This is a genomic window from Enterobacter sp. BIDMC93, from assembly GCF_001037805.1.
Lineage (GTDB): Bacteria > Pseudomonadota > Gammaproteobacteria > Enterobacterales > Enterobacteriaceae > Enterobacter > Enterobacter hormaechei_C.
The window spans coordinates 2,186,792-2,213,771 of record NZ_KQ089962.1; the positions used below are offsets into that span (position 1 = coordinate 2,186,792).

Annotated in this window: 25 protein-coding genes, 2 tRNA genes and 1 other annotated feature; of the genes, 11 read left to right on the forward strand and 16 right to left on the reverse strand. The window is 56.5% G+C overall.

Features of this window, described 5'->3' with window-relative positions; translation table 11 throughout:
* Positions 1–8: 8 nt before the first annotated feature.
* The 9 genes from hisIE to hisL all read right to left on the reverse strand — a co-directional run bounded on the left by hisIE (position 9) and on the right by hisL (position 7,225).
* Complete coding sequence (hisIE, locus tag SK58_RS10280) at positions 9–620, reverse strand: bifunctional phosphoribosyl-AMP cyclohydrolase/phosphoribosyl-ATP diphosphatase HisIE (protein WP_047053494.1); 612 nt, start codon at positions 618–620, stop codon at positions 9–11.
* The gene (hisF, locus tag SK58_RS10285) at positions 614–1,390 is read right to left on the reverse strand and encodes an imidazole glycerol phosphate synthase subunit HisF (protein WP_047053496.1); all 777 of its coding nucleotides are present in this window, start codon (positions 1,388–1,390) and stop codon (positions 614–616) included. Before hisF ends, hisIE begins: the two co-directional genes overlap by 7 nt.
* Complete coding sequence (gene hisA, locus SK58_RS10290; RefSeq protein ID WP_048219812.1) at positions 1,372–2,109, reverse strand: 1-(5-phosphoribosyl)-5-[(5-phosphoribosylamino)methylideneamino]imidazole-4-carboxamide isomerase; 738 nt, start codon at positions 2,107–2,109, stop codon at positions 1,372–1,374. The genes hisF and hisA overlap by 19 nt, the downstream gene beginning before the upstream one ends.
* Positions 2,109–2,699, reverse strand: a complete 591-nt coding sequence (gene hisH / locus SK58_RS10295) for an imidazole glycerol phosphate synthase subunit HisH (RefSeq protein WP_003859485.1) — start codon at positions 2,697–2,699, stop codon at positions 2,109–2,111. The genes hisA and hisH overlap by 1 nt, the downstream gene beginning before the upstream one ends.
* The gene (hisB, locus tag SK58_RS10300) at positions 2,699–3,766 is read right to left on the reverse strand and encodes a bifunctional histidinol-phosphatase/imidazoleglycerol-phosphate dehydratase HisB (protein ID WP_032103470.1); all 1,068 of its coding nucleotides are present in this window, start codon (positions 3,764–3,766) and stop codon (positions 2,699–2,701) included. Before hisB ends, hisH begins: the two co-directional genes overlap by 1 nt.
* Positions 3,763–4,824, reverse strand: coding sequence for a histidinol-phosphate transaminase (hisC, locus tag SK58_RS10305; RefSeq protein WP_017693107.1), 1,062 nt, complete (start codon positions 4,822–4,824; stop codon positions 3,763–3,765). The genes hisB and hisC overlap by 4 nt, the downstream gene beginning before the upstream one ends.
* On the reverse strand, positions 4,821–6,125 hold the full coding sequence (hisD, locus tag SK58_RS10310; protein WP_017693108.1) for a histidinol dehydrogenase: 1,305 nt from the start codon (positions 6,123–6,125) through the stop codon (positions 4,821–4,823). The genes hisC and hisD overlap by 4 nt, the downstream gene beginning before the upstream one ends.
* Before the next feature lie 5 nt (positions 6,126–6,130).
* Entirely contained in the window at positions 6,131–7,030 is a 900-nt protein-coding gene (gene hisG, locus SK58_RS10315; protein ID WP_000886595.1) for an ATP phosphoribosyltransferase, read from the reverse strand.
* Between the two features lie 45 nt (positions 7,031–7,075).
* Positions 7,076–7,199: a sequence feature (His leader region), on the reverse strand.
* Positions 7,175–7,225 carry a his operon leader peptide gene (hisL, locus tag SK58_RS22865; protein WP_099516347.1) on the reverse strand — a complete coding sequence of 17 codons (51 nt, stop codon included), beginning with the start codon at positions 7,223–7,225 and terminating at the stop codon, positions 7,175–7,177. Its footprint overlaps the feature before it by 25 nt.
* Before the next feature lie 172 nt (positions 7,226–7,397).
* Between hisL and SK58_RS10320 the strand changes: the two genes are divergently transcribed.
* From SK58_RS10320 to SK58_RS10330, 4 genes are all read left to right on the forward strand, one after another.
* Positions 7,398–8,222: an SDR family oxidoreductase gene (locus tag SK58_RS10320; protein ID WP_017383300.1), complete on the forward strand. Its 825-nt coding sequence runs from the start codon at positions 7,398–7,400 to the stop codon at positions 8,220–8,222.
* A 41-nt stretch (positions 8,223–8,263) separates the two neighbouring features.
* Positions 8,264–9,193, forward strand: coding sequence for a LysR substrate-binding domain-containing protein (locus tag SK58_RS10325; protein ID WP_015572401.1), 930 nt, complete (start codon positions 8,264–8,266; stop codon positions 9,191–9,193).
* A gap of 219 nt (positions 9,194–9,412) precedes the next feature.
* Positions 9,413–9,475: a membrane protein YoeI gene (gene yoeI / locus SK58_RS22870; RefSeq protein ID WP_099458931.1), complete on the forward strand. Its 63-nt coding sequence runs from the start codon at positions 9,413–9,415 to the stop codon at positions 9,473–9,475.
* Complete coding sequence (locus SK58_RS10330) at positions 9,465–10,823, forward strand: APC family permease (RefSeq protein ID WP_006811203.1); 1,359 nt, start codon at positions 9,465–9,467, stop codon at positions 10,821–10,823. Before yoeI ends, SK58_RS10330 begins: the two co-directional genes overlap by 11 nt.
* A gap of 121 nt (positions 10,824–10,944) precedes the next feature.
* On the opposite strand, the gene sbcB is transcribed toward SK58_RS10330, so the two are convergent.
* Positions 10,945–12,381: an exodeoxyribonuclease I gene (gene sbcB / locus SK58_RS10335; protein ID WP_369700083.1), complete on the reverse strand. Its 1,437-nt coding sequence runs from the start codon at positions 12,379–12,381 to the stop codon at positions 10,945–10,947.
* 191 nt (positions 12,382–12,572) lie between these two features.
* On the opposite strand from sbcB, the gene dacD reads away from it, so the two are divergent.
* From dacD to SK58_RS10355, 4 genes are all read left to right on the forward strand, one after another.
* The gene (gene dacD / locus SK58_RS10340) at positions 12,573–13,745 is read left to right on the forward strand and encodes a serine-type D-Ala-D-Ala carboxypeptidase DacD (protein ID WP_047740833.1); all 1,173 of its coding nucleotides are present in this window, start codon (positions 12,573–12,575) and stop codon (positions 13,743–13,745) included.
* A gap of 118 nt (positions 13,746–13,863) precedes the next feature.
* Positions 13,864–14,337, forward strand: coding sequence for a DNA gyrase inhibitor SbmC (gene sbmC / locus SK58_RS10345; RefSeq protein WP_048219815.1), 474 nt, complete (start codon positions 13,864–13,866; stop codon positions 14,335–14,337).
* Between the two features lie 91 nt (positions 14,338–14,428).
* Positions 14,429–15,487 (forward strand): FUSC family protein, encoded by a 1,059-nt coding sequence (locus SK58_RS10350; protein WP_017693112.1) that lies wholly within the window; start codon positions 14,429–14,431, stop codon positions 15,485–15,487.
* Positions 15,488–15,634: 147 nt separating this feature from the next.
* The gene (locus tag SK58_RS10355) at positions 15,635–15,970 is read left to right on the forward strand and encodes a DUF496 family protein (protein ID WP_000450410.1); all 336 of its coding nucleotides are present in this window, start codon (positions 15,635–15,637) and stop codon (positions 15,968–15,970) included.
* 146 nt (positions 15,971–16,116) lie between these two features.
* Here the strand turns inward: SK58_RS10355 and SK58_RS10360 are convergent.
* Positions 16,117–16,192, reverse strand: a tRNA-Asn gene (locus SK58_RS10360).
* A gap of 226 nt (positions 16,193–16,418) precedes the next feature.
* Between SK58_RS10360 and emmdR the strand changes: the two genes are divergently transcribed.
* Together emmdR and SK58_RS10370 are read left to right on the forward strand one after the other, a co-directional pair.
* Positions 16,419–17,837: a multidrug efflux MATE transporter EmmdR gene (gene emmdR, locus SK58_RS10365; RefSeq protein ID WP_023294986.1), complete on the forward strand. Its 1,419-nt coding sequence runs from the start codon at positions 16,419–16,421 to the stop codon at positions 17,835–17,837.
* A 103-nt stretch (positions 17,838–17,940) separates the two neighbouring features.
* A tRNA-Asn gene (locus SK58_RS10370) sits at positions 17,941–18,016 on the forward strand.
* A gap of 119 nt (positions 18,017–18,135) precedes the next feature.
* On the opposite strand, the gene SK58_RS10375 is transcribed toward SK58_RS10370, so the two are convergent.
* Together SK58_RS10375 and shiA are read right to left on the reverse strand one after the other, a co-directional pair.
* A complete protein-coding gene (locus tag SK58_RS10375) occupies positions 18,136–19,590 on the reverse strand; it encodes an AMP nucleosidase (RefSeq protein WP_015572404.1) in 1,455 nt (484 codons plus the stop codon).
* 76 nt (positions 19,591–19,666) lie between these two features.
* On the reverse strand, positions 19,667–20,983 hold the full coding sequence (shiA, locus tag SK58_RS10380; RefSeq protein ID WP_032648852.1) for a shikimate transporter: 1,317 nt from the start codon (positions 20,981–20,983) through the stop codon (positions 19,667–19,669).
* A 256-nt stretch (positions 20,984–21,239) separates the two neighbouring features.
* Between shiA and pagP the strand changes: the two genes are divergently transcribed.
* Positions 21,240–21,815 (forward strand): lipid IV(A) palmitoyltransferase PagP, encoded by a 576-nt coding sequence (pagP, locus tag SK58_RS10385; protein ID WP_003859516.1) that lies wholly within the window; start codon positions 21,240–21,242, stop codon positions 21,813–21,815.
* Here the strand turns inward: pagP and SK58_RS10390 are convergent.
* Genes SK58_RS10390 through SK58_RS10400 form a run of 3 tightly spaced genes read right to left on the reverse strand, consistent with a single transcriptional unit; the run spans position 21,812 to position 26,921 of the window.
* The gene (locus SK58_RS10390) at positions 21,812–22,777 is read right to left on the reverse strand and encodes an acyltransferase (protein ID WP_045910849.1); all 966 of its coding nucleotides are present in this window, start codon (positions 22,775–22,777) and stop codon (positions 21,812–21,814) included. The genes pagP and SK58_RS10390 overlap by 4 nt on opposite strands.
* Positions 22,774–25,836 (reverse strand): efflux RND transporter permease subunit, encoded by a 3,063-nt coding sequence (locus SK58_RS10395; RefSeq protein ID WP_048219818.1) that lies wholly within the window; start codon positions 25,834–25,836, stop codon positions 22,774–22,776. The genes SK58_RS10390 and SK58_RS10395 overlap by 4 nt, the downstream gene beginning before the upstream one ends.
* The gene (locus SK58_RS10400; protein ID WP_048219820.1) at positions 25,836–26,921 is read right to left on the reverse strand and encodes an efflux RND transporter periplasmic adaptor subunit; all 1,086 of its coding nucleotides are present in this window, start codon (positions 26,919–26,921) and stop codon (positions 25,836–25,838) included. Before SK58_RS10400 ends, SK58_RS10395 begins: the two co-directional genes overlap by 1 nt.
* Between the last annotated feature and the right edge of the window lie 59 nt (positions 26,922–26,980).

The window sequence follows — 26,980 nt, forward strand, 5'->3', positions numbered from 1 at the left end:
GGTCTTTTTTATTTATGCCGTTTCCGCAAATTCTCAATCACCGTCGTTAAATCCAGCTCCTGATCCTGGAGCAGCACCAGCAGGTGATACATCAAATCCGACGCTTCATTCGTCAGCTCCTCACGGTCATGCACGGTGGCCGCCAGCGCTGTTTCAACGCCTTCCTCACCCACCTTCTGCGCAATACGCTTGGTGCCGCTGGCGTACAGCTTCGCCGTGTACGAGCTCTCAGGATCCGCTGATTTACGCTCTGCCAGCAGCTGTTCCAACTGATAGAGGAACAGCCACTGATGGCTCGCCTCGCCGAAGCAGCTGCTGGTGCCTTTGTGACAGGTCGGCCCAATCGGGTTGACCAGCACCAGCAGGGTGTCGTTGTCGCAGTCTGGCGTAATGCTGACCACGTTCAGGAAGTGACCCGAGGTTTCCCCTTTCGTCCATAGGCGCTGTTTGGTGCGCGAGAAAAACGTCACCTTGCCGGTGTCGATCGTTTTTGCCAGTGCCTCCTGGTTCATGTATCCCAGCATCAGCACTTCGCCTGAAACGGCATGCTGTACAACCACCGGCAGTAATCCGTCAGTTTTTTCCCAGTCCAGCTGCGCCTGTTGTTGCTCTGTTAACATACCCTGATCTCCACGCCCTGGTCAGCCAGGTACGTTTTTAACTCACCAATATTGATAATCTGTTTGTGGAACACGGAAGCGGCCAGCGCGCCGTCTACGTTCGCATCGCGGAAGGCTTCAAGGAAGTGTTCCATGGTGCCTGCGCCGCCGGAGGCAATCAGCGGAACGTGGCAGACCGCACGCACTTTTTTCAGCTGCTCGAGGTCGTAACCGTTGCGTACGCCGTCCTGGTTCATCATGTTCAGCACGATTTCACCTGCACCGCGTTTTTGTACTTCCTGCACCCACTCCAGCGTCTCCCATTGGGTGACGCGCGTGCGGCTTTCATCGCCGGTGTACTGGTTAACGTGATATTTGCCCGATGCGGCATCAAACCAGGTGTCGATCCCCACGACAATACACTGCACGCCAAAGCGATCCGCCAGACGCGTAATCAGCTCTGGATCGGCGAGCGCAGGGGAGTTAATCGAAATTTTGTCCGCACCGAAAGAGAGAATTTTCGCCGCATCGTCAGCAGATTTAATCCCCCCCGCCACGCAGAAAGGGATATCAATCACCTCTGCCACGCGCGCCACCCAGCTTTTATCCACCACGCGGCCATCGCTGGAGGCGGTGATATCGTAAAATACCAGTTCGTCTGCGCCTTCTTCGGCATAACGTTTTGCCAGGGGAACGATGTCGCCAATGATCTCGTGGTTGCGGAACTGCACGCCTTTTACAACCTGACCATCACGCACGTCCAGGCAGGGAATTATCCGTTTTGCCAGCATTGAATCGCCTCCTTCACCGTAAATTTGCCTTCCAGCAGCGCGCGACCCACGATCACGCCACGTACACCGGTTCCGCGCAGAGCGGCGATATCCGCCAGGTCGCCGATACCGCCAGAGGACTGAAACGCCACCTGCGGATAACGCGCGCAAACCTCTTCATACAGCGAGACGTTAGATCCTGCGAGCGTACCATCGCGTGAAATATCCGTGCACAGGACGTGCTTCAGCCCTACGGGGAGATAAATCCCGACCAGCTCTTCCAGCGTTACGCCGGAGTTTTCCTGCCAGCCGCTGACCGCGACCTGCTTGTTACCCTGCGCGTCAATGCGCACATCCAGCGCCAGCACCAGCGCATCCGCACCGAAGCGGCGGAACCAGCCCTTGACACTCTCAGGATCTTTCACAGCGGTCGAACCGACTACCACGCGCGCCACGCCCGCGTCCAGTAAGGCGGCAACATCGGCTTCCGTACGCACGCCGCCGCCCACCTGCACCGGGACGTCCACGCCAGCCACCAGTGTTTTAAGCAGCGGGATCTGGCGCTTCGCCGGATCTTTCGCGCCGGTCAGATCGACCAGGTGCAATACCTCAGCGCCCTCCGCGGCGTAAGCCTGTAACCGCGGCAGCGGGTCGTTGCCGTAGTCGCGCTGCTGCCCGTAATCGCCCTGGTGGAGACGAACAACCGTGCCGTCAATTAAATCTAAAGCGGGAATTATCATCACATCTCCAGGAAGTTTTTCAGCAGTTGCGCACCGGCGGCGCCGGAGCGTTCCGGGTGAAACTGCACGCCGTAAAAGTTATCTTTCTGCACGGCGGCGGTGAACGCCTCGCCGTAATTGCACTGGGCGATGGTGTAAGTATTCACGGGCATGGCGTAGCTGTGAACGAAATAGAAGTACGCGCCGTCTTCGATACCCTGGAACAGCCTGTTGCCCGCTTTCGGATAAACGCGGTTCCAGCCCATGTGCGGCAGCGGCAGGCCGTGGTCGGTCATTTTCGGCACGTCTTCTTCAATAATGCCCAGCAGATCAACGCCGTTGCTCTCCTCGCTGCGGCGGCCAAGCAACTGCATGCCGAGGCAAATGCCCAGCACCGGTTGAGTACAGGCTTTGATGAGATCCACCAGCTCGCGCTCATGGATCTGATCCATCGCCGCCTGGGCGGTGCCAACGCCCGGCAGAAAGAGTTTATCCGCACGCAGCACCACGTCCGGGTCGCGGCTCACCACCGGCTCGTAGCCGTGGCGCATAATCGCCGACTGTACGGAGTTCAGGTTGGCGCATCCGGTGTCCAGAATCACCACGTTCATTACAGCACTCCTTTCGACGAGGGCAGGGCGTCACCTTCCACGCGGATCGCCTGGCGCAGGGTACGGCCAAAGGCTTTGAACAGGCTCTCGACGCGATGGTGATCGTTTTTGCCTTTGGTTTTCAGGTGCAGCGTCAGGCCCATGGTGTAAGAAAGCGAGCGGAAGAAGTGTTCCACCATCTCGGTGCTGAGATCGCCCACGCGCTGGTAGGTAAAGTCGGCTTTGTATTCCAGGTGCGGACGCCCGGAGATATCCATCGCGCAGCGCGCCAGGCACTCGTCCATCGGCAGAACAAAGCCGAAGCGGTTGATGCCGCGCTTGTCGCCGAGCGCCAGCTTCAGGGCTTCGCCCAGCGCCAGGCCGGTATCTTCCACGGTGTGGTGATCGTCGATATACAGGTCGCCCTTAACGGTGATCTCCATACGGAAGCCGCCGTGAGTGGCGATTTGATCCAGCATGTGGTCAAAGAAACCGACGCCGGTGTGGATCTTGCTGCCGCCTTCGCGGTCAAGCCAGACCTTCACGTCGATCTGCGTCTCTTTGGTGTTGCGTTCAACGTGGGAATAGCGGTCGCGTCGGGTGAGTTGCTCGCCAATCATCGCCCAGTTTAGCGTGTCGCGGTTATAGCGCAGGCCCGCAATGCCCATGTTGTCCGCCAGCGTGATATCCGTGACGCGATCGCCGATCACATAGCTGTTGCTTTTATCCAGCGCCTCTTCCGCCAGATAACGCTCAACCAGCTTCACTTTTGGCTTGCGGCAGTCGCACTCGTCGGCAGGCATATGCGGGCAGATCAGCACTTCGTCGAAGGCGATGCCCTGCGAGGTCAGCACCTGCATCATCAGGTTGTGCGGGCCGTCAAAGTCTCCCTGCGGGAAGCTGTCGGTGCCCAGACCGTCCTGGTTGGTGATCATCACCAGCTTATAGCCTGCTTTCTGAAGCTTCAGCAGCACCGGGATCACATCGGGTTCAAAGGCCAGCTTGTCGAAACGATCGACCTGAAAATCGCTGGGTGGCTCCGAGATGATGGTGCCGTCACGATCGATAAAGAGATACTTCTGACTCATACTTTCTCCGCTTTCAGGGCGTCAATCACGCGCTGGCTCTCTGCACGGGTGCCGACGGTAATACGCAGGCAGCCGCTCAGGGTAGGTTGTTTATTCTGGTCTCGTAAGATAATGCCCTGATCCCACAACGATTTAAATATCGCGCTTGAGGCGGTGAAGCGCACCAGGATGTAATTGGTTTCCGAGTCGAACACCTGCTCCACGCACGGAATCGTTTTAAGGGCATCGACAAGATACTGACGCTCTTCCAGGATCTGCGCCACACGCTCGCGCATCGCGCTGATGCCCTGCGGGGCCAGCGCCTGTGCCGCAATATCGGCAACCGGCGTTGAGAGCGGATACGGGGCGATCACTTTCAGCAGCAGGTCGATAACCGCTTTATTCGCCAGCGTAAATCCACAGCGAAGGCCGGCGAGGGCGAAGGCTTTGGAAAGAGTACGCAGCACAACGAGATGCGGATACTCTTCAAGCCAGCCTGCCAGCGTCGCCTGCGGGCAGAACTCAATGTAGGCTTCATCAGCGACGACCAGCGCCTTGCCGCGCGTCATCTCCAGCAGGGTGCGGATATCCTGCGGATGAATAATCTGCCCGGTGGGGTTGTTCGGGCTACAGACAAACACCACCTTCACGCCGTCGAGGTTATCGGCGATGCCCTGCAAATCCAGCTGCCAGTTGTCGAGCGCCTGCACGTTGCGGCAGGCCACGCCAAAGGTTTCGGCGCTGACGCTATACATCCCGTAGGTGGGCTGGCAGTACATCACCGCGTCTTTACCCGGCTCACAGAAGGCGCGGATCAGCAGCTCAATCCCTTCATCAGCCCCACGGCTGACCAGCACCTGCTCAGGCTTCACGCCTGCATACTGCGCATAGTTCTCGATCACCGCTTTCGGCTGACACTCCGGGTAGCGGTTCAGCGTCTGCTGCGAGAGCTCAAAGGCCACCGCCGTGGGATATTCGTTGGCATTCAGCCAGACGTCGCCGTTCCCGCCCAGACGACGCGCAGACTGATAGGGCGTCAGGCGACGGACATTTTCGCGGGCTAATTCTTCGATGTTCATGCTTGCTCCTTCAGGGCGGCAACGCGCAGCGTCACGGCATTTTTGTGGGCAGTCAGGCGCTCGGCGGCGGCCAGGGTTTCAATGGTCGACGCCAGCGAGGCAAATCCCTCGCGGGAGAGTTCCTGCACGGTCATGCGCTTCTGGAAATCCGCCAGCCCCAGGCTGGAGCAGGTTGAGGTATAGCCATACGTCGGCAGCACGTGGTTGGTGCCGGAGGCGTAATCCCCGGCGGATTCCGGTGACCAGTCCCCGAGGAACACCGAGCCTGCGCTGGTTATGCTGTCGACCAGTTCGCGCGCGTTGCGGGTCTGAATAATCAGGTGCTCAGGACCGTACTGGTTGGAGATGGCGATGCACTGGTCAAGATCGCGGGCCACAATCAGGCGGCTGGCGGATAGCGCCTGACGCGCCGTTTCCGCCCGCGGCAGGTCAGCCAGCTGACGCTCAACGGCGTCGCCCACGCGTTTTGCCATGTCGGCATCTGGCGTCAGTAAAATCACCTGCGAGTCAGGGCCGTGTTCGGCCTGCGAGAGCAGGTCAGAGGCCACGAAATCCGGTGTAGCGCCGCTGTCGGCAATCACCAGCACTTCAGACGGACCGGCAGGCATATCAATCGCCGCGCCGTCCAGACGCTGGCTGACCTGACGCTTCGCTTCGGTCACGTAGGCATTGCCCGGGCCAAAGATTTTGTCGACCTTAGGAATGGAACCCGTCCCGAACGCCAGGGCAGAAATCGCCTGCGCACCGCCCACTTTATAGATCGCCTGCACGCCGCACAGCTTCGCCGCGTACAGGATCTCGTCGGCGATCGGTGGCGGAGAGCAGAGCACCACCTTCTGACAACCGGCAATACGTGCCGGGGTGGCCAGCATCAGGACGGTCGAAAACAGCGGGGCAGAGCCGCCAGGAATATAGAGGCCGACGGACGCCACCGGGCGTGTCACCTGCTGGCAGCGTACGCCGGGCAGGGTTTCCACATCCACCGCCTGCAATTTCTGCGCGGTGTGGAAGGTATCAATATTTTTCACCGCGACGGCCATCGCCTGTTTGATGTCATCACCCAGACGATTGCTGGCATCAATGATTTCCTGCTCGGTAACCTGTAACGCGTCGACCTCAGTTTTATCAAACTTCGCGCTATACTCGCGCAGCGCGTCGTCCCCGCGGGCTTTGACGTTATCAAGGATCTCCGCCACGGTGCGGGTGATGCTCTCCGAGGCGGAAATTGCCGGGCGCATCAGCAGCTCGCGCTGTTGCGCGTCGCTACAGGTATTCCAGTCGATGATTGTGTTAAAGCTCATGGTCGTTACTCCATCATCTTCTCAATTGGCAGCACCAGAATGGAACTTGCGCCCAGCGCCTTCAGTTTTTCCATGGTTTCCCAGAACAGGGTTTCGCTGCTGACCATGTGCATCGCCACGCGCTGCTGGTCGCCCGCCAGCGGCAGAATGGTTGGACGCTCAGCGCCCGGCAACAGGGCAATCACTTCGTCCAGGCGCTCGGTCGGCGCATGCATCATGATGTATTTGGATTCACGCGCCTGAATCACGCCCTGAATGCGGGTCAGCAGCTTGTCGATGAGCTGCTGTTTGGCGTCGGCCATCTCGCCGTCGCGCTGAATCAGGCAGGCTTTGGAGCGGTAGATCACCTCCACTTCGCGCAGGCCGTTCGCTTCGAGCGTGGCGCCGGTGGAGACGAGGTCACAGATGGCATCGGCAAGGCCCGCACGCGGCGCCACTTCAACGGAGCCGTTCAGCAGACAGGATTTAAACTGCACGCCTTTTTGATCGAGGTAACGCTTCAGCAGGTGAGGGTAAGAGGTGGCGATACGTTTGCCGTTCAGCGCGGCCGGGCCGTCCCAGGCTTCATCGACCGGCGTGGCCAGCGACAGGCGGCAGCCGCCAAAGTCCAGACGACGCAGGGTAAAGTAGCGCGGATCTTCGCCCTGCGCGCGGCGGGTTAACAACTCTTCTTCCAGTACGTTTTCGCCGATGATGCCGAGATCAACGACGCCATCCATCACCAGGCCCGGGATATCGTCATCACGTACGCGCAGAATGTCGATCGGCATATTTTCAGCCAGGGCGATCAGGCGCTGGGTGTGCAGGTTGATTTTAATCCCGCAGCGGGCCAGCAGTTCGCGTGAATCGTCGCTTAAACGGCCTGATTTTTGAATAGCTATGCGTAAACGTGAGTTATCTAACATTCTGTGTTCCTCGTTAACCTGTTTTAACCTGTCTGAATGCGGTCCAAAAAAAAGCCCCCGGAAGAAGATCTTCCGGGGGCTTTTTCATGCGTTCATGCACCACTGGAAGATCCAAACGTCTTCCAGCACACATCGCCTGAAAGACTAGTCAGGATGATGGTGATGATGGTGGTTTTTAAAAGGAACGCGTGTCATATAAATTCTCGTTGAATGCTTATGCATTTGATGTCTTTTAACCTAAACCAGTTGTACGCCATAAAGCAAGGGCTTTTTTTGATCATTAATTCATTTCATATTGATGGTATGAATTGTGCGTTCCACCAGGCTGGCGTAGCCTTATAACAGGCATCGTTAAGCGGAGAATGTAATGAAAAAGGTCGCGATTGTCGGGTTAGGGTGGTTAGGAATGCCACTGGCGATGTCATTAGCCGCGAAAGGCTGGCAGGTGACAGGGAGTAAGACCACCCGAGATGGGGTTGAAGCGGCACGCATGTGCGGCATTGATGGTGTCGAGCTGCGTCTCGAACCCGAGCTTATCTGCGATACCGACGAACTGGATGAACTGATGAATGTGGACGCGCTGGTCATTACCTTACCGGCGCGGCGCAGCGGCCCGGGTGAGTCTTTTTACTTGCAGGCGGTGCAGGAGATTGTCGACAGCGCCCTGGCGCACCATATCCCGCGTATCATTTTCACCAGCTCCACCTCCGTCTATGGCGATATCGACGGTACGGCGAAAGAAAACACCGAGCGCCGTCCGGTGACCGCCAGCGGCCGGGTACTGAAAGAGCTGGAAGACTGGCTGCACAATCTGCCTGGCACGCAGGTGGATATCTTACGCCTGGCCGGACTGGTGGGGCCGGGGCGTCATCCGGGGCGCTTCTTTGCCGGTAAATCCGCGCCGGATGGCCAGCACGGGGTTAATCTTGTGCATCTTGAGGATGTTATCGGCGCAATAGAACTGCTTTTGCAGGCTCCGAAAGGGGGGCACATCTATAATATATGTGCGCCCTCGCATCCGCCGCGCAGTACCTTTTATCCGCTGATGGCGCGCCAGCTGGGTCTGGCGCCGCCGGTATTCAGCGAGGCGCAGGGGGAACGCAAAGGCAAAATTATTGATGGCAATCGTATTTGCCATGAACTGGGATTTGAATATCAGTATCCCGATCCGCTGGTTATGCCCATGGAATAATTGCGCCGGCGGAGACAATCGCACACCGCAAGGGGGCGAAGATGAAACCGCTGCTGGATGTTCTTGTTATTCTGGATGCGCTGGAAAAAGAGGGGAGCTTTGCCGCCGCCTCGGCGAAGCTCTATAAAACCCCTTCGGCTCTGAGCTACACCGTGCAAAAGCTCGAGAGCGATCTGAATATCCAAATCCTTGACCGCACCGGGCATCGCGCGCGTTTCACCCGTACAGGGCAGATGCTGCTGGAAAAAGGGCGTGACGTGCTGCATACGGTTCGCGAGCTGGAAAAACAGGCCGTCAAACTTCACCAGGGCTGGGAAAATGAGCTGGTGATTGGGGTTGATGATACATTCCCTTTCTCCCTGCTTACCCCGCTTATTGAGGCGTTCTATCAGCGCCACAGCGTCACCCGGCTGGTTTTTATCAATGGCGTGCTGGGCGGTTCCTGGGAGGCCCTGACGCAGGGCAGGGCGGATATCATCGTTGGCGCGCTGCATGAGCCTCCCCAGTTGAGCGAATTTGGTTTTGCGCGGCTCGGCGTTCTGGAGCAGGTTTTTGCCGTTGCGCCTCATCACCCGCTGGCGAATGAACCGGAGCCAGTTACCCGACGCGTCATTAAAAACTATCGCGCCATTGTGGTTGGAGACAGCTCTCGCCCCGAATGCGGCATTTCATCGCAGCTGCTGGATGAGCAGGAGGCCATCACCGTTTTTGATTTTAAAACCAAACTGGAGCTGCAAATAAGCGGCCTGGGGTGCGGTTACCTTCCCCGTTATTTAGCGCAGCGGTTTATTGACAGCGGAGCGCTGGTGGAAAAACAAGTTTTAGCGCAAAGCAGTAACGAATCGGTATGGGTAGGCTGGAATGAACAGACCGCCGGGCTTGCCAGCGCCTGGTGGCGAGACGAAATTTTAGCAAATAGTGCTATCGCCACAGTTTACGCTCAGGCAGATGATGGGAAATCAATCAGTTAGTAAAATTAATTTATGGGCAGGTTTCTCAATGTATTGCCTTTTGTATCTGGAATAGGGCAAAATGCCGCCGCTGCAAACAAATGAATAATCGACGATATAAAAGGCGTCGGTTATTTTTTTTTGCATGTACGAAACGAAACTAAAAACCAAGAGGCCGGGCTTCGTACCGGATAGATATTTACTAAAATCCGACAGTTGTTGTCGCTGAGGAAGAAAGAAATGGGGCAATTTTTCGCTTACGTGGCGGTTATCACCGTAAAGGAGAATAACTATGTCGCATAACGCAACTCCAAACACCTCTCGCGTGGAATTACGTAAAACGCTTACGTTGATTCCGGTTGTTATGATGGGCCTTGCCTATATGCAACCGATGACGCTGTTCGATACATTCGGTATCGTATCAGGCCTTACTGACGGTCACGTTGCAACGGCGTACGCCTTTGCGCTGGTCGCCATCCTCTTTACAGCGCTGAGCTACGGTAAACTGGTTCGCCGTTTCCCGTCCGCAGGCTCTGCGTACACCTATGCTCAGAAATCCATTAGCCCGGCGGTTGGCTTTATGGTGGGCTGGTCATCACTGCTGGACTACCTGTTCATGCCGATGATCAACATTCTGCTGGCAAAAATTTACTTCGAAGCGCTGGTGCCTTCCGTGCCGTCGTGGATCTTCGTTGTGGCGCTGGTGGCCTTTATGACCATCTCTAACCTGCGCAGTATCAAGACCGTGGCTAACTTCAACACCCTGATTGTGATCCTTCAGATGGGGATTGTTGCGGTTATCGTTGGGCTGATCATCTACGGCGTTTCCCACGGTGAAGGCGCAGGTACGCTGACCAGCACCCGTCCGTTCTGGTCTGAAGGCGCTCACGTAGTGCCGATGATCACCGGTGCGACTATCCTGTGCTTCTCGTTCCTGGGCTTCGACGGTATCTCTTCTCTGTCTGAAGAGACCAAAGACGCTGAGCGCGTGATCCCGAAAGCGATTTTCCTGACCGCGCTGATTGGCGGCCTGATCTTCATCGGTGCGTCTTACTTCTTACAGCTGTACTTCCCGGATATCTCTCGCTTTAAAGATCCGGATGCATCACAGCCTGAAATTATGCTGTACGTGGCGGGTAAAACCTTCCAGTGGGGTGTGCTGATCTTCTCCAGCGTCACTGTACTGGCTTCCGGTATGGCTGCGCACGCGGGCGTTTCTCGTCTGATGTACGTGATGGGCCGTGACGGTGTGTTCCCAACCCGCTTCTTCGGTTACGTGCATCCTAAATGGCGTACCCCGGCGTGGAACGTGCTGCTGGTGGGCGCTATTGCCCTGCTGGCGATTAAATTCGACCTGGTAACGGCCACGGCGCTGATTAACTTTGGTGCGCTGGTGGCGTTCACCTTCGTTAACCTCTCCGTGATTTCGCAGTTCTGGATCCGTGAGAAGCGCAACAAGACGCTGAAGGACCACATCAACTATCTGGTGCTGCCAGTGTGTGGTGCCCTGACGGTGGGCGCCCTGTGGATCAACCTGGAAGAGAGCTCAATGGTTCTGGGTCTGATCTGGGGTGCAATCGGTCTGATTTACCTGGCTTGCGTGACCAGAAGCTTCCGCAACCCGGTTCCTCAGTACGAAGACGTCGCGTAAGACTGTGTCGGGTGACGGCTATGCTCAACCCGACCTACAGTTTCGTAGGCCGGGTAAGCGTTAGCGCCACCCGGCAAAAAAAAGCCGGAGACATCGCCTCCGGCTTTTTTGTACCCGCTATTCAGACAATCTCTTGCGCATACTGGAACAGCGCTTTCAGCAGCGCCTGCTTCTCAGCATTCCCTTCATACTGACCGTAAAGCATCTCCAGCTCCTGGGCGTAGCTATTAAGAAACTCCGGCGTAAACACGTTGCGCCGATGCTGTAACCAGCGTTCCTGCTCTGCTTCATCCAGCGTGCCGGGATAGTTGCGCGCGCGATAATTAAACATCAGCTTCTCAATGCGCTTATCTGCGAAGGTGATATCCAGCGCGGGCAGGTTACGCGGGTCGGTTTGCAGCACGATATTCATCGCCGCGCGATCGGCGTCGCTGAAGAAGCCGTTATAAAGCTGCGCATCCACATTCTCAGACGGCACGAACGGCTCTGCTTCGGCAAAAATGGCGACGACTTTCTCGCGCACATGCGGGTTGTCGCGCAGCACTTTCAGGTTATCGAGGCAGTGCTGACGGTTAATCCCCAGCCGGTCGGCGTCTTCCGGGCGCAGCGTGTTGGCCTGCGCCAGCACCGGGCACTTATTGATGTGCACCAGTTTTACCGGTACGGCTGGCAGGTCACCCAGCGCCTCTTTCGGCGTATAGAGCCGTTCACGTAAGGTGTCGCTGTCGAGCTCAAGCAGCGGGGAGATATCTCCGGCGAGATCCACCATGATGACGGCGTTACGGTTGTCCGGATGCCAGGCAAGCGGCGCCACCCAGCTTGTATTCCCGCGCCACGCACCGAACATCCCTGAAATATGCACCAGCGGTTTCATCTGCGGCACGTCAATTAGCGTCATCAGCTTTTGCTTGCTGCGATGGCTCAACAGATACTCAAACAGGCGCGGCTGCGCGGTTTTTACAAGTTTCGCCATAGCGATGGTCGCGTAAACGTCTGCCATCGCGTCGTGGGCGTTGCTGTGCTCAATGCCGTTGGCCCGCGTCAGGTGCTCGAGCCTGAAGCTCGGCAAGCCGTCGTCGTTCTCCGGCCAGTTAATCCCCTCCGGGCGCAGCGCATAGCAGGCGCGCATGATATCCAGCAAATCCCAGCGTGAATTACGGTTCTGCCAGCTCCAGGCATACGGATCGTAGAAGTTGCGGTAGAAGATATTGCGCGTCACTTCATCGTCAAAACGGATGTTGTTGTAACCCACCACGCAGGTATTGGGCACCGTGAACAGGTCGTGGATGCGACGGGCAAATTCTGCTTCGCTAACGCCTTTATCCCGCGCTTCCTGAGGCGTGATGCCCGTCACCATTACCGCGCCCGGCTGCGGCAGATAGTCATCGGCGGGCTTACAGTAAAACACCTCGGGTTCGCCGATGACGTTAAATTCGTCATCGGTACGGATAGCCGCAAACTGCGCCGGTCGGTCCAGCGCCGGATGGGTGCCAAAGGTTTCGTAATCGTGGAACAAAAAAGTCGGGCGCGCGGCAGAGTCAGACACCAGTAATCTCATCCTGTTAAAAATTGACGTCTCTATGGTAAACGATTGGGGTGAGCAGTCCGAATAAAAAGCACCGTCAGGCAAGAAATTTGCGAGATTTGTTCCGAAAAAATCTGCGTGCTGTCACATTTTTTTGCAATTAAGGCAGGTAACGACATCAGAACTCCCGTAAAAAGGTCATCGATTTTTACTGACCTGAGGATATACCGTTGAAACGCCGTCTGTTTATTGCTGTTTCTTTACTCGCTTCGAGTATTTCATCCGCGCTGGCTGCCGAGCCGCTGGATTTTTCACCTCAGCCACCTGCCATCCAGGCTGGCTCCTGGGTATTGATGGATTACACCACGGGTCAAATCTTAACGGCGGGCAACGAACATCAGCAGCGTAATCCGGCGAGCCTGACCAAACTGATGACGGGGTACGTTGTCGATCGTGCTATTGATAGCCACCGCATCAGCCCCGATGACATTGTGACGGTCGGACGTGACGCCTGGGCAAAAGGCAATCCGGTCTTTGACGGTTCGTCGCTGATGTTTCTGAAGGAGGGCGATCGGGTTTCCGTGCGCGATCTCAGCCGCGGCCTGATTGTTGATTCCGGCAATGACGCCTGCGTGGCGCTGGCGGATCACGTGGCGGGCGGTCAGCCGCAGTTCGTCAGGATGATGAATGACTACGTTGAAAAGCTGAACCTGCGCGATACCCACTTCGAAACCGTACACGGGCTGGATGCACCGGGTCAGCACAGCTCCGCTTACGATCTCGCCGTGCTTTCCCGGGCCATCATTCACGGCGAGCCTGAGTTCTATCACATGTACAGCGAAAAGAGCCTGACCTGGAACGGCATCACCCAGCAGAACCGCAACGGCCTGCTGTGGGATAAGACCATGAACGTGGATGGCCTGAAAACGGGTCACACCTCGGGCGCGGGCTTTAACCTGATTGCCTCCGCGGTGGACGGTCAGCGTCGACTGATTGCGGTGGTGATGGGGGCAGACAGCCCGAAAGGACGTGAAGATCAGGCGCGCAAGCTGCTGCACTGGGGACAGCAAAATTTTGATACGGTGCAGATCCTGCATAACGGTAAAAAGGTGGGAACCGAGCGCATCTGGTACGGCGATAAAGAGCAGATCGCGCTGGGCACGGATCAGGACTTCTGGCTGGCATTACCCAAATCGGAAGTGCCGAACATCAAGGCGAAATACGTGATGGATAAAAAAGAGCTGGAAGCGCCGATCGCCGCGCATCAGCGGGTAGGGGAGATCCAGCTGTACGATCGTGACAAGGTGGTAGCGCACTGGCCATTGGTTACGCTGGAAAGCGTTGAAAAGGGCGGCCTTTTCTCCCGCCTCGGCGATTATCTGCATCATAAACTCTGACCTTTTTGGGCAGACTGGCAGTGTTGCGAGTCTGCTCACATAATAAACACTCCTGGTTTGCCGATAATCTCGATTCTGCTTTACAGTGTATATATATACAGTAATAAACGGAGGCAGCATGGACTACAGCATCAGGCAGCAACAGAAACGTACGATCGCTGGCTTTCATCTCGTGGGGCCGTGGGAAAAGACGGTCAAGCAGGGATTTGAACAGCTGGTCATGTGGGTAGACGGGCGTCATATTCAGCCGCAGGAGTGGGTGGCCGTTTATTATGACAATCCGGATGACGTGCCGGCAGAAAAGCTCCGCTGCGTTACCGCCGTAACGGTAGCGGACGATTTCACTATTCCTGAAAACAGCGAAGGGGTGATGATGACCGAAATTGCTGCCGGAGAGTATGCTATTGCCGCCGCGCGCGTCGAAAATCATGATTTCGCCACTCCGTGGTATCAATTCTTCAACTCCCTGCTGGAAGACAAAAAATTCCAGATCGCGGCAAAACCCTGCTTCGAACGCTATCTGAACGATGGCAATGCTGACGGCTACTGGGATATTGAGATGTTTGTACCGGTAGAGCACAAAGTGGGATAATCCTGCGGAATGCAGGGTTTTTCAGCCGGGCGCGATCCACCCGGCTGAAAACACAGTACAATTGTGGTTTGCCGTAGAGCTGGAGACGGGTGTGCGCCCCGACAAGTCATTAACCCCTTTTGAAATTCGGTTATACAAACATTATCGCGTGGTGCACGGTTGCCGCATTGCGCTGGCGTTTGTGTTGACCTTCGTACTGGTTCGTTTGCTGGATATCCCGGAAGGGACGTGGCCGCTGATCACGCTGGTGGTGGTGATGGGGCCGATCTCATTCTGGGGGAACGTGGTCCCGCGCGCTTTCGAACGCATAGGCGGCACCGTTTTAGGCTCAGCGCTTGGGCTTATCGCCCTGAAGCTGGAGCTGATTTCGTTTCCGGTCATGTTGCTGTGGTGCGCGGTGGCGATGTTTCTTTGTGGATGGCTGGCCCTCGGCAAGAAACCGTATCAGGCGCTGCTGATTGGCATTACGCTCGCGGTTGTGGTCGGCGCACCGGCGGGCGATATGACCACCGCATTGTGGCGAAGCGGGGATGTGATCCTCGGCTCGTTGCTCGCCATGCTGTTTACCGGCATCTGGCCGCAGCGCGCCTTCCTGCACTGGCGCATTCAGATGGCAAACTACGTCACGGCATTTAACCGGGTCTACCAGGCCGGGTTTTCGCCGAATCTGATTGAGCGCCCGCGGCTGGAAAAGCACCTGCAAAAAATCCTTAATGATGTGGTCAAAATGCGCGGGTTGATTACCCCGGCAAGCAAAGAAACCCATATCCAGAAAGCCATTTTTGAAGCTATTCAGACGGTCAGCCGTAATCTGGTCTGTATGCTTGAACTGCAAATCAATGCCCACTGGGCCTCACGCCCCAGCCATCTTCTGATGCTCAACGCGCATACGCTGAAAGAGACGCAGCAGATGACGCAACAAACCCTGCTGACCATCGCCCATGCGCTATATGAAGGTAACCCACAGCCGATACGGGCGAACAGCGAGCGGCTGAACGAAATCGTCGCCGAGCTTAAACAGCTGATGAATGAGCGCCAGGGAGACAATGTGGCGGAAACGCCCATCCATGGTTATGTCTGGCTGAGTATGGAGCTGGCGCGACAGCTGGAGTTGTTATCGCAGCTGATTTGCCGGGCACTGCGCAAATAAAAAGCGTATGTGATGCCTGCTGCTTCGATTCAGCAACAATTAGGGTTATGATGGTTTTAAACGATATACTCATTGTCATTCGCAGCCGCTGTCTGTTAAAACGGTTGCTTTAACGAATCCGAATCTCACATTATCAGGGGTGTAAAAATGGAAACTACCAAGCCTTCGTTCCAGGATGTTCTGGAGTTCGTCCGCCTGTTCCGCCGCAAAAACAAGCTACAGCGCGAAATCCAGGACGTAGAGAAGAAGATCCGTGACAACCAGAAACGTGTCCTGCTGCTGGACAACCTGAGCGACTACATCAAGCCTGGCATGAGCGTTGAAGCTATTCAGGGCATCATCGCCAGCATGAAGAGCGATTATGAAGATCGCGTTGATGACTACATCATCAAAAACGCTGAGCTGTCCAAAGAGCGTCGCGACATCTCCAAGAAGCTGAAAGTGATGGGCGAAATCAAAAACGTCGACGCTAAAGGCGAGTAATCGCACACTCTGTTGCCCGGTGGCGCTGCGCTTACCGGGCCTACAGGACTGTTATCACGTAGGTCGGGTTAGGCGAAGCCGCCACCCGACAATTTCACGAACGCAGAAAAGCAAAAAGCCTGCTCTAAAAGCAGGCTTTTTAAATTTGGCTCCTCTGACTGGACTCGAACCAGTGACATACGGATTAACAGTCCGCCGTTCTACCGACTGAACTACAGAGGAATCGTTGTGGAGGCTTATCTTAGCGGCGAAAAAACTTTTGTCAAACCTGATCTCAGGCAAAAGCGTTTGATTGATGATTCTGTCGTCATTTTGTTGTAAATCCAAACATAATTTTATGGAAAATACTTTGCAGGATACGCATTTCTGCCCCATCATTTGAAATGGAGTTTCAACTTTCTCTCTAAGGTCCATTTTGAACGTCACCGCACCCCTACGCCAGGCGATTATGCGCACGCCCTGGTATGCAAAACGTAAGAGCTATCGAGTTCTGTTCTGGCGTGAAATCACCCCCCTTGCCGTGCCTATTTTCCTGGAGAATACCTGCGTCCTGCTAATGGGGGTGCTGAGCACTTTTCTGGTGAGCTGGCTCGGTAAAGAAGCCATGGCCGGGGTAGGGCTGGCGGACAGTTTCAACATGGTGGTGATGTCCTTCTTTGCCGCTATCGATCTCGGTACGACGGTGGTGGTGGCGTTTAGCCTGGGCAAGCTTGATCCGAAGCGTGCCCGCGAAGCGGCCAGACAGTCGCTGATGATCATGACCCTCTTTTCGATCATCCTTGCGGCGGTTATCCATTATTACGGCAAAGAAATTATCGACATTGTCGCGGGAGAAGCGACCAGCGAGGTGAAGGATCTGGCTCTCACCTACCTGGAAATGACGGTGCTGAGTTATCCGGCAGCTGCCATCGCGCTGATTGGTAGCGGTGCGCTTCGTGGAGCAGGAAATACCAAAATTCCGCTGCTGATTAACGGCGGCATGAACATCCTGAATATCATTATCAGCAGCGTTTTGATTTACGGCGTCTTTTCCTGGGAGGGGCTGGGCTTTGTCGGCGCGGGTTTAGGGCTGACCATTTCCCGCTATATTGGTGCGGCGGCGATAATTGGCGTACTGATGGCGGGAATTACGCCATCGCTGCGCCTGACGCTGAAAAGCTATTTCCGTCCGCTTAACTTCGCCATTATCTGGGAAGTGATGGGGATCGGGATTCCGGCCAGCATCGAATCCGTGTTGTTTAACGGTGGGAAACTGCTGACGCAGATGTTTGTTGCCGGGATGGGAACAGACGTCATCGCCGGCAACTTTATTGCCTTCTCCATCGCCTCACTCATTAACCTGCCGGGAAACGCGCTGGGGTCGGCGTCGACGATCATCACCGGCAGACGCCTCGGAAAGGGGCAGATAGGGCAGGCGGAACGACAACTTCGGCACGTCTTCTGGCTTTCAACTATTGGACTGACGGCGATTGCGTGGGGAACTGCGCCTTTTGCCGGGCTGATGGCCTCGTTCTATACGCATGAAAATGACGTGAAAGAGGTCGTGAAGGTGCTCATTTGGCTCAACGCGGCGTTTATGCCAATTTGGGCCGCGTCCTGGGTACTTCCTGCCGGGCTGAAAGGGGCGCGCGATGCCCGGTTTGCGATGTGGGTCTCCATGCTCGGCATGTGGGGCTGTCGCGTTGTGGCGGGCTACACGCTGGGGGTAATGTTGGGTATGGGCGTTGTCGGCGTCTGGCTGGGGATGTTCCTTGACTGGGCCGTGCGCGGGGCGCTGTTCTACTGGCGCATGGTGAGCGGGCGCTGGCTGTGGAAATATCCGCGAAAAAAACCGGAGCAGGAGGTTTCGGAAACGGCAAGTGCCTGACAAATGTGCGAAGTGGAGAATAAATCGGCAAACGATTGAAAATCTGCATTCACCCTTTGACATCCTCAGGGCGCATCGATAATATGCGCCCCGTTCACACGATTCCTCTGTAGTTCAGTCGGTAGAACGGCGGACTGTTAATCCGTATGTCACTGGTTCGAGTCCAGTCAGAGGAGCCAAATTTGAAAAGCCTGCTTTTAAAGCAGGCTTTTTGCTTTTCTGCGTTCGTGAAATTGTCGGGTGGCGCTCCGCTTACCCGACCTACGGAATCCCAGGCCGGGTGAGTGGGTCCTTGTTATCAGCGGAACGGTGGCTCATTGAAGGTGCGCAGCTTGCGGGAATGCAGTTTGTCGCCCTCTGCACGCAGTAAATCGATGGCGCGAATGCCAATCTGAAGATGCTCTGAGATCGCCCCTTCGTAAAAACGGTTCGCCTGGCCCGGCAGTTTGATCTCGCCGTGCAGCGGTTTATCGGACACGCACAGCAGCGTGCCGTAAGGGACGCGGAAGCGATAGCCCTGCGCGGCAATGGTGGCGCTTTCCATATCGATTGCGACCGCACGGCTGAGATTGAAACGCAGGGCGGAGGCGGAATAGCGCAGCTCCCAGTTACGATCGTCGGTGGTAACGACCGTACCGGTACGCAGGCGCTGCTTCACCTCTTCACCCGGCATGCCGCTCACCTCTTTAGTGGCGTCGTACAGGGCGCGCTGCACTTCCGCGATACTCGGAATAGGAATATCCGGCGGCAGAACCGCGTCAAGGACATGGTCGTCACGCAGATAAGCGTGGGCGAGGACGTAATCGCCAATCAGCTGGCTTTCACGCAGGCCGCCGCAGTGGCCGATCATCAGCCAGACGTCCGGGCGCAGTACCGCCAGATGGTCGCAGATGGTTTTCGCATTCGACGGGCCAACGCCGATGTTAATCAGCGTAATGCCCTGACCGTCGGCGGTGATCAGGTGCCAGGCTGGCATCTGGTGCTTTTTCCACGCCAGATCGGAGATGGCCTCTTCCGGTGCTTCGGTTTCGGCGGTGATCCAGATCCCGCCCGCGCAGGAGAGGGCGATGTAAGGGCTGTCCGGGTCGAGGATCTGGCTACAGCCCCAGCGGACAAATTCGTCTACGTAGCGGGTGTAGTTGGTAAACAGCACGAACGGCTGGAAATGTTCGGCAGGGGTGCCGGTGTAGTGACGCAGGCGTGCCAGCGAGAAATCGACACGGCGGGCATCAAAGTGCGACAGCGGTGAAAACTCTGCCGGGTGATAGATCCCGTCCGCCGTCTCATCGCCAATCTGCGACAGCTCAGTGGTCGGGAAGTGGCGGGTCAGCCCCGCGCTCATGGAGCGATCCAGCGTCAGCGCCGAGCCGTCTATCACGTACGGGTAAGGGATCTCGTGCAGGGACGGCTCAACGCTGATATGCGCGCCGTAATCCTGATACAGCAGGGTAAGCTGCTCTTCCAGATAGGGGCGGAACAGCGCTGGTCGCGTGATGGTCGTGCTGTAACAGCCGGAGTGGGTGAAACGCGCATAGGCGCGGGTTTTTGGATTGCTGCTGGCGCTGCCGTCCCAGGTGACAGAGAGCGATGGATAAACAAAAAGGCCCTGGGTTCTGGCCTTTTCATCGGGAAGTTTCCCTGTTTCGATATAATCACTGATGGCGCTGCGCAGTGCATTGACGGACTGTTCATACAGCGCGTCGAGTTTTTCCAGCGCCTGAGCCGGGGTCAGGCTGGAGCCCTTATTATTCATGTCTGTCTCCTTGTTCCACAGGTGTGCGGCTATACCCGATAGTATGTCACACGCCTGTGAAACAAAAGTGAGGAGATCAGCTGTGCGCGGTTTCCTTCATCAACAGGGCGGTGGCGGCAGAAAGCAGGCAACCCGCCAGCAGATAAATCGCCACGCTGTGCCAGTTACCGCCGGAGAACGTCACCAGCGCGGCGGCGATAAACGGCGTAAACCCGCCGCCGACCACGCTCGCCACCTGATATCCCACGCCCGCGCCGCTGTAGCGGTAGCTTGCGCCAAACAGCTCGGTAAACATTGGCTGCTGCACGCAGACCACCATATCGTGAGCGATGTTCGCAAGCATGATCGCGAAGAAGACAATCCAGAAGACCGACTGTGCCTCCAGCGCCATAAAGAACGGCCAGGCGCTGAGTGTGCCAATGAGCGCCCCGGTGATATATACCCGTCGACGGCCAAAGCGATCCGCCAGCCAGGCGAAGCAGGGGATGGTCAGGCAGCTGATCCCGCCCACCACCAGGCCGATATTCAGGAACAGCTCGCGCGGCAGCCCGAGATTCTGCGTGGAATAGTTCAGGGCAAAGGCGGTGACGATATACATCGTCAACAGTTCGCACAGGCGCAGGGCGATAATTTTCAGAAAAGCGCCAGGGTGCTGCACCAGCGCTTCCATCACCGGCAGCCGTTTTTTCGCGACCGGTTTTTCGCGCTGCTGCCGTTCAAACTCAGCCGACTCTTCCATGCCGTTACGGATCCACAGGGCCACCACGACCAGCACAATGCTGAAGATAAACGGAATACGCCAGCCCCAGCTCAGGAACTGCTCGTCTGTCGTGAGCTGGCTTATTAGCGACACCAGGCCCGTGGAGAGCAGCAGACCCACGCCATAACCCACCTGCACGCCGCTGCTGTAAAACGCTTTCTTATTCTTCGGCGCGCTTTCCACGGACAGCAATGCCGCGCCGCCCCATTCACCGCCGACGGCAAAGCCCTGAATGGCGCGCAGCGTCACCAGCAACACCGGAGCCCACCAGCCAATCGAGGCAAAGGAGGGCAAAATACCGATCAGCGCGGTGGCAATGCCCATCATCCAGACGGTGAGCATCAGCATACGTTTCCGGCCAAGGCGGTCACCGAAGTGGCCGAAAATTACCCCACCCAGCGGACGAAACAGAAAACCGACGCCGAAGGTGGCAAACGCAGCAAGCGTGCCCATGGCGGGGCTGATCTGGGGAAAGAATTCACGGTTAAAGACCAGCGCAGCGGTAATACCGTAGAGCAGAAAGTCATACCAGTCGACGACGGCGCCTGCGAAGCTACCTAAAGCGGCGCGGCGGGCGCGGTTAAGCGAAGGTGTCTCCTCGTTGCGGCGAGCGGAGATAAGGGTGGAGTCCATAGTTGTCCTGTCTGTACTGATTTTTAATTATTGGTATAAGAAAAGGTCACTCACATCACGGCCGTCATATTGACGGAATGTATGAGACTACCGCGACAGGCGGCCTGAGAAAACGTTTTTATCTTTCCTGAAAGCGCAGAATAAATAAATTTCATCTTATCGGGCGACAACATAAATCAGCCTGTTTGGCTCCGGTTAGGGCTGAATGGTTTACAGTAATAACGATCGCTGCGTGACGTAAGCTGAGGGTATAACGATGCAACGCCTCTTTCCTGCACTGTGGGTAGTCCTGTTTTTAGTCGTATCTCCGCTGCATGCGGAGCCGAAAGTCTATGGCGAACAGCGTATTCACCGCTGGTGGGATGCAGTAACGGACGATATTGCGCAAACCTGGGAACAGCCGGATCGTTACGATCTCTACCTTCCGTTTCTGAGCTGGCATGCTCGATTCATGTATGACAAAGAGAAAACCGACAATTACAACGAAATGCCGTGGGGCGGGGGGCTGGGCGTGTCCCGCTACAACGACGAGGGCAACTGGAGCGCGCTCTTTGCCATGATGTTCAAAGATTCACATAACGAATGGCAGCCTGCGATGGGCTACGGCTGGGAGAAAGGCTGGTATCTGGATAACGCAAAAGATTTCCGTCTGGGGCTGGGGGCCGCTGCGGGGATCACGGCACGCGACGACTTTGCCAACTATGTCCCGCTGCCGTTTATCTTCCCGCTTTTCTCTGCCGGATATAAGCGCGTCACCGTCCAGTTCACCTATATTCCCGGGACCTACAACAACGGCAACGTGCTGTTTGCCTGGCTGCGCCTGGGCTTTTAGAGGGTGATCACTTTTTTGGCCACTGCGTTGGACAGGATCAGCAGCGAAAACAGGACCGACGTAACAAACGTAAGCACAATCAGAGCAAGTTTGGTGCTCAGGGACGTCACCGGAATGAGCGCGGTCAGCAGGTGAAACACCGAGTAGTGCATAATATAGACCCCGGTCATGGTTTTGCTAATGGCGGCCAGCACGGACTCTTTAAACTCCGCATTGCGGCGAAACCGCACGCCGTTGGCCGCAATCACCAGGGCAATAATCAGAATGTAGATTTGCGATCCGGTAAGAATAAAGGCGTTTCTGTCTGCTTTAAATAGCGCAAAAAAGAAGTGCCGCTCGTAAAACCACGTGAAGAGATAAATAAATGGTATGGCAATCACCGCGGCCCTGACCACATTTTTGCGGCCGATCCACGCCGCGATCTGCGGATCGCAAAAGAGCTGCCCCGTCAGATAAAACAGCAGCCACGTCCACAGGCGATACTGCGGCGACAATGAAAGGACGTGGGCATCAGGATAGAGGGCTGACAGCAAATCGTACCCGTATGAGAAAAGCAGCAGGGCGGCAATGACCCCGCAAAAGAGCATTCGTCGCTGACTGAGCCGCTCCACCACCGGGTGAAACGTGTAAATCACGATAAACGCGAACACGAACCAGGGCTGGATCAGATATCCGCGCTGATAGGGCTCCCACAGGTAGTAAATCGTTACCCAGAACAGAAAGACGATCACCAGGCTTTTGATCTTATCCAGCTGCCAGCGCGTGCCGTGTCGGGATTGCCCGTCCAGATACCCTGCAACCACAAAAAATAACGGCGTGGCGATGGTCGAAATGAAGGTTAAAAAACCGAGGATCCAGTGATAGTCATAATCGTAATGATCCCAGGTGTTGTAGATGGTGAAAAAGGTCACCGCCGTCATACAGCCCAGCGTCTTGATGATATTCAGCCCTGTCGCATTCATTGTTGTTCAGCTTTGTCCTTACGATGGAAACACGCGTAAATTACGGGGAGTACCAGCAGCGTCAGGATTGTAGCAAACCCAAGCCCAAACATAATCACAACGGCCATGCTCTGGAAGAACACATCCAGCAGCAGAGGGGCGAGGCCGAGTACGGTCGTAAAGGCGGTGAGCAGGATGGGACGCAGGCGCGACGTGGCGGCGTACACGATAGCACTGTGCTGATCCTGCTGCGCTTTCTGCTGTTCTATCTCTTCCACCAACACAATGCCGTTGCGGATCAGCATCCCGCTCAGGCTCAACAGGCCAATCAACGCCATAAAGCCAAAGGGGATGCCGGTAATTAAAAACCCCGGCGTCACGCCGATCAGCGCCAGCGGCACGGTCAGCCAGATAGCGACGGCGTTTTTCACCGAACTGAACATTAGCACCGTGATCACAAACATCACCAGATACCCGAGCGGCAGCGTGGTAAATAGCCCCTGCTGCGCTTCGCTGGAGTTCTCCGCGTCCCCGCCCCACTCAATGCTGTAGCCGTGAGGCAGGGGCAGGGCATCTATTTGCGGCTTCACGCGGGCGAGAATATCGCCGGAGGTTTGCTGGCTTAGCGGGTCAGGGTCGGTCTGCACGGTCAACACGCGGGAGCGGTCACGGCGCAGGATCAGCGGATCTTCCCACTCCAGCGCGAAGCCGCTGATGACGTTGCTCAGCGGAATATACTGCTGCCGGGTCTGGCTCCAGACCAGGACGTTATTCAGGTGATTGGCGTCCAGCCGCTCGCTTTCCGGCGGGCGCACCACCACGGGCAACAGGTCGCTGCCTTCTCTGTACAGTCCTGCCCGACTGCCGGAGAAATTCATCTCCAGTGCGTTATCGACGTCCTGCTTATCCACGCCAAGCTCACGTCCCAGCGCAGTGACGTACTGCGGGCGGAGCACTTTGCTGCGATTTTGCCAGTCGTTCCTGACGCTGTCCGTCGCCGGATCGCGCGTAAGGATGTTGTCTACCTGGCTGGCGATCAGACGCAGCCTGTCCGGATCGGGGCCTTTAATACGTATTTCAATGGCGCTGTCGCCGGAGGGGCCAAACATCACCCGCTTCGTGCTGGCGTTAACCTGCGGATAGTTCCGTGCGATGTATTCATCCATGTGGCGGGTCAGGGCGGGGATGTTACGCTGGTCGTCCATTCTCACCATAATTTGCGCATAGTTGCTGTACTGCCGCTGTCCGCTGTAGGTCAAAATAAATCGCATACTTCCCTGACCAATCGTCGAGACCGTAGTTTCCACGCCTGGCTGGCCGTTAATGGTTTTCTCGATATCACCGGTCATCTTCTCGGTCCAGTTAATGTCGGTACCGTAAGGGAGCCAGAGGTCGACAAAGAAAATTGGCGTACTGGAGGAGGGGAAGAAGTTCTGCCGCACCGAGCCAAAGCCCCAGATGGCGGCGGCCAGCAGTGCGGCCATCACTACCAGCGTTGGCGCTTTACGCCGTAACAGCGCGTTGAGCACACCCTGATAGATCCGATAGATGCGTTTGTCATAGGGATCCGTTTCGTCGGCCTTTGGCGGTGCAGCATCTCGTTTAAACAGCCACCACTTAATCAGCACTGGCGTAATGGTGAGGGCTGAGAACCAGCTCAGCATGAGCGAAATCAGCAGGACCTGAAACAGCGACTTACAGTATTCGCCGGTGGAATCCTGCGACAGCCCGACGGGCGCAAAGGCCAGGATGGCGATGACCGTTGCACCCAGCAGCGGCAGCGCAGAACGGCGAATAATGTCGCTAATGGCGTTCATCAGGGACGAGCCCTGCTGCCGGGCTACCAGTACCCCTTCGACAATAACAATGGCATTGTCGACCAGCATGCTGAGGGCGATGATCAGCGCGCCCAGTGAAATGCGCTGTAGTTCAATACCCCAGAGATACATGATCAGCAGCGTGCCCAGCACGTTGAGGGCGAGGGAAAAGGCGATAATAATCCCGCTGCGTAAGCCCATAAAGATCAACAACACGCCGATGACAATTGCCAGCGCCATCAGGAAGTTAATGATAAATCCGTTAACGGAATGCCCGACCTCCGCCGCCTGATCGTAAAACAGGTCGATATGGATACCTGCCGGTTTCTCGGCTGACATCTGCTCTAGCTTCGCCTCCAGGGCATGTCCCACGTCGATCACGTTAACGCCGGGGATAAAGGAGACGCCCATGGTGACGGCTTTTCTGCCGTTGGCATGGTAGATGCTGGCAGGGGACGCATCCAGCCCGCGTGACAGGGTGGCAATATCCCGTAAGCGGGTAGCCGCCCCAACGCCGGGCGGGGTCACGATGAGATCGGCCAGCTCGTCAATACTTTCGAATTCACCGGTAGGATGCAGACGAATTGACTCGGTACCGGAGGGGATCTCTCCCGCGCTGGAGACCACGTTCAGCCTGCTGAGCTGGGCAGAAAGCTGGTTCAGCGTTATCCCGCGCGCGGCCATTTTGCTCAGAGAAATGTCCACGTTAATCTGCTGAGTGAGGGCTCCGCCGATGGCCACTTTGCCCACGCCTGGCACGAGGACCAACTCCCGGCGCAGCAGCTCGGCATACCGGACCAGTTCCGGATTGCTGAATTCATCTCCGGAAATGGCAAAGAAAAAGCCGAACACATCGCCAAAATCGTCATTCACAAACGGGGTCACTACGCCGGGTGGAAACTGTCTGGCGGCATCTCCCACCCGGCGACGCAGTTCATCCCAGATTTGCGGCAGTGCATTTGAGTGGTAGCGCGAGGCTATATTGACCGTGATCTGCGACAGGCCGCTGGAGGAGATGGAGCTGACGTTATCCAGATAAGGTAACTGCTGAAGCGCATTTTCCAGCGGCAGGGTGACCTCTTCCTCAACCTGCTGCGCCGACGCGCCCGGATAATGGGTGATCACCACCGCCGTTTTGATGGTAAACGCCGGATCTTCCAGTCTGCCAATGTTCAACAGGGCAATAATGCCGCCTACGCCCAGCAGCAAAATCGTCAGCCAGACGCGAACCGGGTTGCTGATAAACTGACGAGAGATATCCATTACAGTCCCCGTTCACGCGTCCAGATACGTACCGGCTGGTTGGGATGTAGCTCCCCAACGCCTGCGGCCACCACGCGTTCACCGGCCTTAAGCCCACCGACGATGACGACCCCCTCAGCGCTGACTTGCCCCACGCTGACCTTACGATCTTCAAGGTGCAACGTATCGCCTTCGCCCGTCACCACCCAGACATGTGGCTCATTGCGCGGGCGGTTATCCGGGTTAAAGACCGCTTCAACCGGCACTACCAGCGCCTCACTGCCCACACCAGCCGGAAGGTTGGTTAAATTGATGGTGACCGTTCCGCTGACGCCGCCCACGACGGGAAAATCATCCGGGCGGGGCATGGTTAAAATCACCTGCCAGGTCAAAGTGTTGCTGTCGCTACTGCCTGAGTGCTCTTTGTACACAGCGGTAAACTCGCGACCGGGCAGGGCATTGATCCTCACTACCGGTTTGTAATGCGCATTGCGAATATCGAAGGTGTTAAACAGGTTCTCTGGAAGGCTGAACACCACGTCCAGCAGATCGGTACGGGTCAAAGTGACGACGGGCTGGCCGGCGGAGACGACCTGATGATTTCGCACATGGACGCTGGCCGCTGTCCCGCCAAAGGGGGCGACGAGCGTCATCTGGCTTAATTCTTCGCGCGCAATCTGTAGCGCGGCGTTTGCTGAATCGCGGTTGGCGCGCTGGACATCCATCTCGGCTTTCGACACGGCCTGGCGTCCCGCCAGGGTCTGGAAGCGGTCGAATTGCCGCTGAGCCAGGGTCGCCGCCGTTTGCCTGTCGTTCAGGCGCTGCCGGGCTTCACGGGCGTTGAGGCTGGCGAGTCGTTGCCCCTGTTTGACAACGGCACCCTGGCGAATGTCCAGGGTCTCAATCTGCCCGGCTCGTTTGAACGCGAGATCCGTGGCGTCGCCGGATTCAATACGGGCGGGAAACACGCGCTGCTGCGCGTTGCCGGCCTTGACCACCTCTGCGACTTTTACCATTTTCGGCAGGGGCGCGGCGCGGTCGGGTTTCGGATCGCACCCCGTCAGCAGCAATAAAACAGCAGGCAGAAGAGAGAGGTAGCGCTTCACAGTATTCCCCTGATAATAATTGTTTTATTTATTTCGTCATCAATGCTGGGGTGGCGCTA